Here is an 11,342-nt window from a genome sequence, read left to right on the forward strand (position 1 = left end):
TCACGAAGCAGCTCCATCAGAATTCTTCTCGCCGACGCTGTCGACGCTAGAAGTCCGGGTTTCGTGCGTTCTCGCATTCATTTTCCGCAGCAGATATGGAACGATCAGGATTGCGAACGAGATGGCGATGAGAACGGCAGAGAGAGGGGTTGAAACAAGGGTAAGTGGGTCGCCCTGACCGATAGCGAGTGCACGGCGGAACTGGGTTTCGGCCATGGGTCCGAGGATGAGTCCGATCAGCACAGGAGCAATCGGGAAATCATAGACGCGCATGACGTAGCCGAGGCATCCAATGGTGAACATCAGGACCAAATCGAGCCAGGAGTTGGAAACACCCCAGATGCCGACCAGCGAGAAGATGAGGATGCCCGCATAGAGATAGGGCCGCGGGATCAGCAGCAGACGCACCCATAGGCCGACCAATGGTAGGTTAAGGATCAGCAGCATGATGTTGCCGACATAGAGCGAGGCGATAAGACCCCAGACGAGATCGCCGCTGTTGATGAACAGGAGCGGACCGGGCTGCAAACCGTAGTTCTGGAACGCGGCGAGAAGAATGGCGGCGGTCGCAGATGTTGGAAGGCCCAGTGTCAAAAGCGGAACAAGAACACCGGCGGCAGCGGCATTGTTGGCAGCCTCCGGTCCGGCGACACCCTCGATGGCACCAGTGCCGAAATCTTCCGGATGGCGGGTCAGTTTGCGCTCGATGGTATAGGAAAGAAATGTCGGAATTTCCGCGCCACCGGCAGGCAGCGCACCGATCGGAAATCCGAGCGCGGTTCCACGGATCCATGGCTTCCACGACCGCTTCCAGTCTTCGCGGGTCATCCACAGACCGCCGGAGATGGGATTGAGATGAGGCGGCGCGAATGCAAAGCGGCTTGCGACGTAGAGCGCTTCACCGACCGCGAAAAGCGAGACGAGAACCACCGTCATATCGACGCCATCAAGCAAATCCGGCAGGCCGAACGCAAGGCGGGAGACGCCCGTCTGCCCATCAATGCCGATAAGGCCGAGAGCAAGACCCAGGAACAGCGCAATGAAGCCCCGCAGCCTGGACGTGCCCATGACGACCGACACCGACATGAATGCCAGTACCATCAGCGCGAAGTAGTCCTGCGGCTTGAAAATGAAGGCAAGCTCGGCGATTGGCGGCGCGAGGAAGGTGATGCCAACCGTCGCGATGGTTCCTGCAACGAAGGATCCGATGGCGGCGGTTGCAAGGGCTGCGGCGCCTCGACCGTTACGGGCCATCTTGTTACCCTCGAGCGCGGTCATCATCGAACCGCTCTCGCCCGGCGTATTCAAAAGGATGGACGTCGTGGAACCGCCATACATTGCGCCGTAGAAGATACCGGCGAACATGATGAAGGCACCGGTCGGATCGACGTTTACTGTGACGGGTAGCAGGAGCGCGATGGTAAGCGCCGGGCCGATACCCGGGAGAACCCCGATTGCCGTTCCAAGAAATGTGCCGACGAAGGCCCACATCAAATTGTGCGGTTCAAGTGCGGTCGAGAAACCTTGTGCGAGTGAGTAGAAGGAATCCATGATCAGACCCCCGCCACAGGCAGCAGCCCACCAAGCGGAACGCCCAGCAGCCGGAAACCGTACCAGCAGGTGAGGGCAAAGGTTGCCCCGATGACCGTGTTGAACACGTAGCGACGCGATTGGAAGGCACGCGTGGTCAAGACGAAACTCGCCGTCGCAGTGATGACGAAGCCAAGCGTCGTCATCGTCAGGATCGGAATTCCTGCGCCAGCTGCGGCGAAGGCGAGTGAGCTACGAGATGGAGGAAGGTCACTTGCGACATCTTCCGCCTCCTGTGCCTCAAAAGGCACGCCACGATAAATCTGGAACGCTAAAATTGCGCCGAAGAGGACCAGACCGGCACCGATGAGGGTGACGGTAAAGCCAGGCCCAAGCTCTGCATATTGGGCAAATTGCGGTAGTAGAGAAGCCTGGTAGAGCCAGACCAGGCCGAAGGCGATGACGCCTGCGGCAATCCAATACGGACGTTCGACCATGTTCATCGCCTCCGGCCCTAGATCACTTCGTCAGGCCGACGTCTTTGAGCGTCGCGGTCTGGTTTGTTACTTCCTGGTCGAGAAACTTCTCGAAATCATCGCCGGAAAGGTAAGCGTCTTCCCAATTCTGCTTTTTGAGCGTTGCCTTCCAGGTTTCTGTGCCATGCATCTTCTCGAAACGATCGAGCCATGTCTGCTTTGCTTCCTCGCTCATGCCAGGTGCGCCGACAATGCCGCGCCAGTTGCCGATGACGACGGGATACCCTGCTTCGGTCAGGCTCGGCGCATCGATGCCTTCGACGCGCTCCTTGGAAGTGACGGCTATGATGCGGATGCGACCAGCCTGTGCCAGGGAGCGGAATTCTGAAAGGCCTGAGATCGCAGCCGTGGTGCTGCCCCCGGCCAGTGCCGTCACCACTTCGGCGCCGCCGGCATAAGGGATGTAGTTCAGTTTGGAAGCTTCGAGGCCGTTGGATTTCGCCAGAAGTGCCATGGCGATGTGGTCTACACCACCTGCGGAACCGCCGCCGATGGCAACGCCGCCGATGTTTTCCTTCATCTTTGCGGCGAGATCATTGATCGTCTTGATGTCGGAATTGGTCGGTACGGCAATTGCGCCTGTATCGTTGGTCAGGCGAACGAGCGGTGTAACATCTTTTAGCGAAACCGGGGAATTATTGAGAATGATGCCTCCGATCAGGATCGCACCCATGGACATGACCGCATTGTCGTTGCCCTTCGACGTGTTGACGAACTCCGCAAGACCGATCGTTCCGCCAGCACCGCCGCGGTTGGTGAACTGAGCACCGTCGGTGAAAATCTTTTCCTTGCGCATGGCTTCAAAAGGCAGACGGGCCATTGCATCGTAACCACCGCCCGCGCTTCCCGGCGCAAGCACGACGGCTGGATCGGCCATTGCAGGTGCAGTCATGACGGCGAACGCAATTACAGCGCCGAATACGCTATTCAGTTTCATGGAATCCTCCCAAGAGTAAGCCAGGGCGCGAGACCTCCAACGCCCTTAACAACAACGTCGCCTCCTTGCGATCATTGTTGTAACTAATGACTTAAGACAATTTGGAGCGGCTTGCAAGTATCTGGTGCGAACATCCTGGGTTATTGTAATGAAAGACAGGCAACAGGAATGAACATGGCCAATCAGCTGCACAGGGCGCTCGCCGCCAAAATACTTCGATATGTCAGGACGAGCGGGCTCCAGGCCGGTCACCACCTTACCGAGGCGTCGCTGTCTGACGTGTTAGGCACATCGCGCGGCCCTATCCGTGCAGCGCTGGCTTTGTTGATTGCAGATGGCTACGTTCAGCAAATGCCAAACCGCGGCTTTTTCCTCGGTAATGTCATCGCCGAGCCGACTTTACCGGCGGCCGAGCAGGACGCGTCCAGCGACGATGAAGCGCTTTACCTGTCGATCGCTGATGACCGTCTTATGGGTAATATTGCGCGTACGGTGTCGGAGCCAGATCTAATGCGCCGCTACGACATCTCGCGCCCTCGCCTGAGGCGTATCTTGACACGTATCGCCACTGAAGGCTGGATCGAGCGGCGGGAGGGCCGTGGCTGGTCGTTCGTGCAATTGATCGACTCCGTCGAAGCCTACCGCGAATCATATGAATTGCGGCAAATGCTGGAGCCAGCCGGGCTCATCAACGACTCGTTCAAGCTGGATGAAACCATCCTCAGCAGATTACGCCAGCAGCAAGTGATGGTACGCGACGGGGGCTGGAAATCTCTTAGTCAAATTGAGCTTTTCGAGACCAATGCGCAGTTTCACGAAGGCCTCGCGCAGATGTCCGGAAACCGCTTCCTGCTCGGGACGATAGAGCGACAGAACCAGCTACGAAGGCTGGTTGAGTATCGGCAAACGCTGAATCGCGAACAGGTGCGTGGCCAGAATAACGAACATCTTGATATTCTGGACACGCTCGAAAAAGGGCTTCGCTTTGAAGCCTCGCAAATCCTCGCTCACCACCTCGGCAACGCCAAGAACAGGAAAGCGCGTAGCGCGATTTTCGAGTCCGCGATTGAGTAGAGGCACCGCCTCAGTGGTGCATCCTCAGCCGGAAATCGGCCCTCTCCCATGCCCGACCTGTGAATTCTCATTTGAACGCCGGCGCCCAAATAACCTTTGGATTGTCTTATCTGTATATAAATGATAATCCTTAGGTTGAGAGTCTTTGCGATCATCGGGGAGGATGTACGTGAAATCGACGTTATTGAACGCTACCACTTTTGTGATGCTGGTGTCGCAGTTCGCCATTTGTGCGGCCGCAGATGAGCCGATCGCACAGACCGCAGAGGGGACGTTTGTCGGATTAGTAACAGAGCGAGGAGAGGAATTCCTGGGGGTGCCATACGCCAAAGCGCCTGTCGGCGATCTGCGCTGGAAGGCGCCGGAGAAGATGGCAACGTGGCAAGGCGCTCGCGATGCCAAGACCCTGCCGCCTGCCTGTCCCCAAAAGTTCAACGCCGACCAGCGCGTCTCGTTATCACAGAGCGAGGATTGCCTGTTCCTCAACATCTATCGTCCGAAGGATAGTGCAGGGAAAAATCTTCCCGTTGCTGTCTGGCTTCACGGTCGTGGCAATACCAATGGCTCAGGCAGCAATCACGACGGCGGCACGATGGCCGAGCGGAATGGCATAGTCGTCGTGACCTTAAACCATCGCCTTGGGGCGCTGGGCTTCCTCAACCACCCTGCACTTCAGAAGGAAGCGAAGGATGGGCTGGCGGGCGACTACGGCATAGCCGACATCAAAGCGGCGCTTATCTGGGTGAAGGACAAGATCTCCGGATTTGGCGGGGATCCCAAGAAGGTCACCGTCTTTGGTGAATCCTCCGGCGCGACCAACATCTGCGCCATGGCGGTAACGTCTGCTGGGGTGCAGGGCCTCTACCGCGGCCAAATCATCGAGAGCGACGACTGCTTCCATGACATGGAGACGGCCGAGGGCTCTGAAGTTAAAGCCGTAAAATGGTCGGAGCAGAGGGGCTGTAAAGCGTCAGAAGACGCGGCATCATGCCTGCGCAAAAAGTCGGTGGACGAGATTATCGCCGCCGGAGGACGCTGGTTTCCTCAGGTCGACGCCAAAGGTCTTCTGACCGAATACGGTGTGGATGGCATTGCGTCTGGCAACTTTTTGAAGATCCCGACGATCATTGGCTCCAATCGAGAGGAAGGCCGCAACGCTGGGCCGAGCTATTTCAAGTTCACCCAGTCCGACTACCTGAAAAGGGTCGAGCAAATTGGCGCCCCGGACCGCGCCGAGCGCATTCTTGAAAAATATCCGGCGAATTTACATACCGACAAAAAGCACCCGATCGCCGAAGTCGTGACCGATGTTATCACGGACAGCGGTATGCGCGGCCTTGGCGGCTGCACGGTGCGCGATGCGGCAATCAAGCTCTCCCGGATCGCCCCGACCTATTATTACCAGTTCGATGACCCGGGGGCTCCGGTTACCAATGAGGTCGAAGGTTGGAAATTCGGCGCTGCTCATGGCGCCGAAGTCCCATACCTTTTCCCGCGCCATGACGGCATCGACGAAGCATCGAGGAAGTTCGATGCCGGGCAGCGCCAACTCTCCGACGATATGATCCGCTACTGGGGTGCCTTCGTGCGCAGCGGGGCGCCGCGGGTCGATGGTCTCCCCGATTGGCCGCAGTTCGGCAAGGAGCAAAAGGCAATGATGCTCCGGCCCGCAGGCAAGAGCGGAATCGTGACCAGCGAAGAGATCTCCAAGGACCATCAATGCGACTTCTGGACGTCCATGCCCTGGATCACCGACCGGGGCTAGGCGTCGAGCAACAGCTGTCCGTCGGGAAGACCAAACATGGGAGGAGAGAATGAAAGTGATCAACAGAAGAGCCTTTGTTAAGGGCATCGGAATGTCGGCTGCAGCAGTAGCCGTTTTGCCTATAGCTGTTGCGGCCAAGGAGTCGACATTGAAACCATTTCGGCCCCGCTTTGCCTATGTTGGCTCGCGGACGACAAAGGAACGGAAGGCCCGCGGCAAGGGCATAGAAGTGTATCGTATCGGTCAAAATGAAAGTGAGTGGGAGCACATCCAACTTCTCGATGGACTGACGAACCCGTCCTTCCTTATCACCGACGCCGAGCGCCGCTTCCTCTACACGGTCCATCGTGACGAGTCCGAGATTACATCCTTCGCAATCGACGCCGACATCGGGAAGCTTCGAAAGATCGCGACGGCATCGACCCAAGGCAAGAACCCGGTTCATCTGGTCATACATCCGAGCTCCCAGACGATGCTCGTTGCAAACTATGCGACGGGCTCCATCGTGACGATACCGATTTCGACCGACGGCACTCTCAGCCAGGCAGGAGACCCTATTTTCCTGCCTGGAGAATCGGGTCCGCATCGAACCGAGCAGACGATGTCCCATCCCCACCAGATCGTCGCGGATCGTTCGGGCCGCTTTTTTCTGGTGCCCGACAAGGGTCTCGACCGCATCTTCACCATCGCCGTCGATGAGCGCGGAAAGCCTGAGATCGTGACATCGATTGCTACCCGGCAGGGCGCCGGCCCAAGACACGCGGTATTCAACCCACGAGGCGATATCGTACATGTCGTAAACGAACTGGATTCGTCGATCACTGCCTATGGATTCGACAGCACCAGCGGTGCCCTCACTCCGATCGAAATTGTTCCGAGCGTGCCTACCAGCTTCCTGGGCGATAATCGCGCCGCTGCCATCGGTGCTTCAACCGACGGCAGCCAGCTGTTTGCAACCAATCGCGGTCAAAACACAGTGGTACAGTTCAACATCGATGCCGCCTCCGGCAAGATCTCCGACCCGAGATGGCACCAGACCCTTGGCAAAGGACCCAGGTTCGCGAGTCTCTCTCCGACAGGGAAAACGTTGTTTGTGGCAAACGAACTGACCGATACCGTGGTCGCATATGACTTGAGGGCAGAAGGAATGATGACGAACCCTACTGAAACAGCTGCGACCGGTAGCCCGGTCTCCATTGCATTCGCCTGATCGTCTGAGAGCAGTCATGAAAATCCTTTTTCTCAGCGGAGACGGTATCGGCCCGGAGATAGCGGCGGCAACGAAGTCGGTGCTTAAAGCCGCCGACCGCCGGTTCGACCTCGGGCTTGAGTTCTCAGATATGGAAATCGGCCTCGCGGCACTAAAGTCTCGCGGCACGACGCTGCCGCCAGAGGTGCTCTCGGCGATCCCCGACCACGACGGCGTGGTGCTTGGGCCAGTGTCTCATTACGAATATCCCAGCAAGCAGGAAGGCGGCGTCAATCCATCCGGCGCTTTGCGCGTCGGCCTCGAACTCTTCGCAAATATTAGGCCCTGCCGGTCCCGTCCGGAACTGACCAATCTTCGCAAGCCGATGGATCTGGTCATCGTCCGGGAGAACACCGAAGGCTTTTACTCCGACCGCAACATGCATGCCGGTGACGGAGAGTTCATGCCCGATCCCGACATGGCGCTTTCAATACGGAAGGTCACGGCTCGCGCTTCTGCCCGCATAGCCAGGGTCGCATTCGATATCGCCAGTGGTCGGCGTAACAAGGTTACAGTCGTTCACAAGGCAAACGTAGTCAAGCTGTCCGATGGCCTGTTCCTCCGTGAAGTCCGCAGGGTCGCAAGAGACTACCCCGACGTTGAACTGGAGGAACTGATAGTCGATGCGGCAGCGGCCATGCTGATCCGCAAGCCAGATCAGTTCGACGTCATCGTCACCACCAACATGTTCGGAGACATACTGTCTGACGAAGCGTCCGAGCTCTGCGGCAGCCTCGGATTGGGCGGGGCGATCAACATGGGCGAAGGTGTCTGCGTCGCGCAAGCACAGCACGGTTCAGCGCCGGACGTAGCTGGAAAGGGCGTCGCGAACCCTACGTCGCTTATCCTGTCCGCAGCAATGCTCCTGGCGTGGCGAGGTCGCCACGGTGGAAACAGCAAGCTCGAACAAGCAGCTTCTGGGATCGAAGCCGCCGTCGATAAGGCCTTGCTCGATCCCGACCTGCGGACACCAGACGTAGGTGGCCGAGGCTCTACCACCGAATTCACCAACCTCGTTTGTCAGACGCTGTCGTGACTCCGGCGTTACCTCCGGTGGCAACAGTTCTTCAGTATGGAATGGAACGGGCCAACCCCACAGTAGTCGAGCATTCTCGCTTTCGATCTCACACCGAGGGACGGATATCCGTTATTGGTATCTGGATTTTGCTTCTCGGGCGCGCTCATTAAGACGGCATAGGCAAATCGCTGGGGGCGGCTGATCTGCCGAGGCGGAACGACTCTGAGGTTTCAGTTATGACCCCGTCGGGGGAACGTGATGCGACATGAACATCTTCACGGGCGAAGGCGATTGCTGCGGTGCGCGTGCTTACCCGAGTCGGCGCGTTTGGCGCGAGCCTTTCGGCCAAGGAGTTAAGCCGGAACCGCAGCAGCTTTATCAATATTTGGATAATGTTCGTACAACCACAGCATGAAGTCTCCCGAGCACCGATGCTCTTTAATTGTCATAAATCAAATTATTTAACAACATAGGGGCGCTGGCAATGTTCTTCGAGACAACCCATTTGGCGGGGCGGCTGGTTTGCTTCAGGCCGCCGGGTAAGCTCTCTCCGCCTCGATATACCTGAATGGTTTTGAAGCACAGAAGCATCGCATTTCAATCGATTTGCTACGAAAATTTATTTCAAGGATGAGAAAAATATCATTGTAATATCTATTAATACAAAACATTTTATCTATCGTCTATTCAGTGTTGGAGGAACATTTTGGACAAATATCTCGCAGTTATATTCGCCGCTGCCTTCGCGGCATCGTCGTCCAATGCACTCGCTCGGGTTACAGGTGATCCGCTTCAAATTGAAGGAGGTAAGGTCGAGGGCCAATGGGCTCAAAACACGGAAGTAAAGGCCTACCTGGGAATCCCGTACGCCGCGCCCCCAGTCGGCGAGTTGCGGTGGGCGGAACCAGGCCCAGTTGTTCCCTGGAGCGGAGTGCGGAAGGCCGACAAGCAGCCGGCGATGTGCATGCAGACGCTCCGAACGCCGGGAACCATCAGTATAGAGGTATACGGCAATCAGAACCTCCCGATGAGCGAGGATTGCCTCCACCTTAATGTCTGGGCGCCCGCAGATGCATCTTCATCGTCAAAACTTCCGGTCTTCGTCTGGATACACGGCGGCGCGTTCACTTCTGGCTCAGCGGCGAAACCTGAGTTCAACGGCGAGCGCTTGGCGAAACGGGGTATAATCGTCGTATCGATAAATTATCGCCTGAACATATTCGGTTATTTTGCCCATCCCGACCTGACTGCGGAGTCACCGAACCACAGTTCCGGCAACTATGGTGCCCTTGATCAGGTTGCCGCATTGAAGTGGGTCGAGAAGAATATCTCCTCGTTTGGAGGGGATCCCGGCAAAGTGACAATCGGCGGTCAGTCCGCGGGCAGTACCAGCGTGAACAACCTCATGGCATCTCCCTTGGCACAGGGGTTAATCGACGGGGGATTGGCTCAAAGCGGCGGCGTGACTGCTGCTCAGACGAAACCTCTCAAGGCTGCCGAAGATGAAGGGAGGAAGTTCTCCCGTATGCTCGGCGATCAGTCGATCAAAGACCTAAGGGCGATGCCCGCTGAAGTAGTGCTTTCACTTTGGTCCGATACGAAAACCCGCTTTGCGGGTCCAGTGGTCGATGGATATTTCCTCAAGAAGTCGGTCGGCGACGTATGGGCGGCGGGCGAACAGGCGCAGGTTCCGTATTTTGTCGGATGGAGCAGAGATGAGTTCTACGAGAACATCTACAACCGGACCGAGGACGAGTTTGTCAAACAGGCGACCAAAGAAGTGGGTCTGGAACTCGTCGCGGAGATGCGGACGCTCTACGGCGCCAAGGACGATGTGACAGCGACAGCGGCGCGTGTAGGATTCTCGCGCGATGCCAATTTTGGTCTCAACACCTGGAACGCGGCGTCAAACCAGGCAAAGGGACAGTCGCCGACCTATCTCTATTACTGGACCCGACTAAGCCCATTCTGGGAAGGACAATCGTTTCAGGAGAACTCTCCGGCCTCGCTTCTCGGCGCATACCACGGCTCGCAAGTCCCATACGTTTTCGGCACGCTCGATGTGCTTGATCGGGAATTCACGGCGCGTGATCGGGACCTTTCGGATCTCTGGCAGGCCTACGTAGCCAACTTCGTGAAAACAGGAAATCCAAATGGCAAAGGACTTCCCGACTGGCCGACCTTCGATAACACTTCCGAGAAAGTTCTGGAGATCGGCGACAAGACCACCGTCGTAGACCTGCCAAACAAACTCCAAATGGATTTCTTCCGGAAGATGGTGAAGAAGTGATAGAAGGGCCCCGTCAAAATGCTGGGCGGGGCCAGTTTAAAGTTTGGAACCCCAAGTCGCTCCTGGTGGTTTTGACCACGTAGCGCCGCAATTGTTGACGATGTCCAGCCAGAAGGAAAATATCACGCAAGGGATAGATCGAGTGATCGTCTAGTTGATGTTATGTCTTTCCGACATCACCGATGACAGATGTGTATGTCGCCGGAGGCCAAGCACTTCATCCGATCGTCTCAATCAACCGGCCCTTGTTTACTTTTTTCCTTCTGCTTTATCCTTCCATACTAACCGACGGACCAGTGCAGACCGTCGGCGAGAATAAGCGGGTGCCACCATTGGGTAAGACGACGGTAGCCCCCACTTTGAACGATATTCCTGAGGAGCCAGCCCGTACTTGACCCGCAGATGCCTTTTCAAGGACTTGAATTTCAGCCCGTCTTCCAAGCAGATAATCCATTCATCGGTAACCGACTCATGGCGTGGAACAGCTGGCGAGCGAGTGGATGCGATGACGTCTGTGGGGCTGACTGAAGCTGCCTTCCTAAGGCTGCTCGACACGATAGTTATCAGTCCGGGTAGCGCCGCTGCCGGTATGTGGTTCTTCTTCACCCACGCGCTTACAATCTTCGCGGTCGCTTCAACTGAGGGAAGACACGTCGTCAACCCTGATGGTTGAAGCGCGGTTTCTATCTGCTTTGTCAGGTTTTTAGTCACGGCTGGCTTCTTCACCACTTGATATTCACCCTTATTTTGCTTTTTAGGATTAACTGTAAGCACGATTGATCAGGCTGGCCTTTGCAGAAGCTTCTGCGTGAAGCGAGCACGTGTTGTTCCCGCACTTATACGATGCGCCGAGACAGAGACTGCCGGAGAAGCGGGCTATGACGCCATGAACGGTCGGTGTCAAAAACGGCGACGTTCCCTGTCATCCATGAACGGGATAGCG

At 56.8% G+C, this 11,342-nt stretch carries 9 protein-coding genes; 5 read left to right on the forward strand and 4 right to left on the reverse strand.

The window, feature by feature from the left end; translation table 11 throughout:
- From AC5SEO_RS23865 to AC5SEO_RS23875, 3 genes are read right to left on the reverse strand one after another with little or no spacing between them, the layout of a single operon-like run.
- On the reverse strand, nt 1–1,551 hold the full coding sequence (locus tag AC5SEO_RS23865; RefSeq protein ID WP_111795649.1) for a tripartite tricarboxylate transporter permease: 1,551 nt from the start codon (nt 1,549–1,551) through the stop codon (nt 1–3).
- 2 nt (nt 1,552–1,553) lie between these two features.
- The gene (locus AC5SEO_RS23870) at nt 1,554–2,027 is read right to left on the reverse strand and encodes a tripartite tricarboxylate transporter TctB family protein (RefSeq protein WP_323687015.1); all 474 of its coding nucleotides are present in this window, start codon (nt 2,025–2,027) and stop codon (nt 1,554–1,556) included.
- A gap of 22 nt (nt 2,028–2,049) precedes the next feature.
- A complete protein-coding gene (locus AC5SEO_RS23875; RefSeq protein ID WP_112155450.1) occupies nt 2,050–3,003 on the reverse strand; it encodes a Bug family tripartite tricarboxylate transporter substrate binding protein in 954 nt (317 codons plus the stop codon).
- Nucleotides 3,004–3,177: 174 nt separating this feature from the next.
- On the opposite strand from AC5SEO_RS23875, the gene AC5SEO_RS23880 reads away from it, so the two are divergent.
- From AC5SEO_RS23880 to AC5SEO_RS23900, 5 genes are all read left to right on the forward strand, one after another.
- Complete coding sequence (locus AC5SEO_RS23880) at nt 3,178–4,077, forward strand: GntR family transcriptional regulator (protein WP_162632766.1); 900 nt, start codon at nt 3,178–3,180, stop codon at nt 4,075–4,077.
- Nucleotides 4,078–4,246: 169 nt separating this feature from the next.
- Nucleotides 4,247–5,842, forward strand: coding sequence for a carboxylesterase/lipase family protein (locus AC5SEO_RS23885; RefSeq protein ID WP_495364094.1), 1,596 nt, complete (start codon nt 4,247–4,249; stop codon nt 5,840–5,842).
- A gap of 49 nt (nt 5,843–5,891) precedes the next feature.
- On the forward strand, nt 5,892–7,052 hold the full coding sequence (locus AC5SEO_RS23890) for a lactonase family protein (RefSeq protein ID WP_111802856.1): 1,161 nt from the start codon (nt 5,892–5,894) through the stop codon (nt 7,050–7,052).
- A 16-nt stretch (nt 7,053–7,068) separates the two neighbouring features.
- Nucleotides 7,069–8,127, forward strand: a complete 1,059-nt coding sequence (locus AC5SEO_RS23895) for an isocitrate/isopropylmalate dehydrogenase family protein (protein ID WP_111802855.1) — start codon at nt 7,069–7,071, stop codon at nt 8,125–8,127.
- A 688-nt stretch (nt 8,128–8,815) separates the two neighbouring features.
- Nucleotides 8,816–10,399, forward strand: coding sequence for a carboxylesterase/lipase family protein (locus AC5SEO_RS23900; RefSeq protein WP_162632426.1), 1,584 nt, complete (start codon nt 8,816–8,818; stop codon nt 10,397–10,399).
- Nucleotides 10,400–10,648: 249 nt separating this feature from the next.
- Here the strand turns inward: AC5SEO_RS23900 and AC5SEO_RS23905 are convergent, their stop codons facing one another.
- A complete protein-coding gene (locus AC5SEO_RS23905) occupies nt 10,649–10,990 on the reverse strand; it encodes a Ros/MucR family transcriptional regulator (protein WP_323687084.1) in 342 nt (113 codons plus the stop codon).
- Nucleotides 10,991–11,342: the final 352 nt, after the last annotated feature.

The sequence above is a fragment of the Agrobacterium sp. K11 genome (genome assembly GCF_059429395.1).

What these genes read in the sequence shown, in the direction of transcription:
- AC5SEO_RS23895 (WP_111802855.1), top strand. Translation starts at nt 7,069, where the DNA reads ATGAAAATCCTTTTTCTCAGCGGAGACGGTATCGGCCCGGAGATAGCG.
- AC5SEO_RS23875 (WP_112155450.1), bottom strand. Translation starts at nt 3,003, where the DNA reads ATGAAACTGAATAGCGTATTCGGCGCTGTAATTGCGTTCGCCGTCATG.
- AC5SEO_RS23890 (WP_111802856.1), top strand. Translation starts at nt 5,892, where the DNA reads ATGAAAGTGATCAACAGAAGAGCCTTTGTTAAGGGCATCGGAATGTCG.
- AC5SEO_RS23870 (WP_323687015.1), bottom strand. Translation starts at nt 2,027, where the DNA reads ATGGTCGAACGTCCGTATTGGATTGCCGCAGGCGTCATCGCCTTCGGC.
- AC5SEO_RS23880 (WP_162632766.1), top strand. Translation starts at nt 3,178, where the DNA reads ATGGCCAATCAGCTGCACAGGGCGCTCGCCGCCAAAATACTTCGATAT.
- AC5SEO_RS23865 (WP_111795649.1), bottom strand. Translation starts at nt 1,551, where the DNA reads ATGGATTCCTTCTACTCACTCGCACAAGGTTTCTCGACCGCACTTGAA.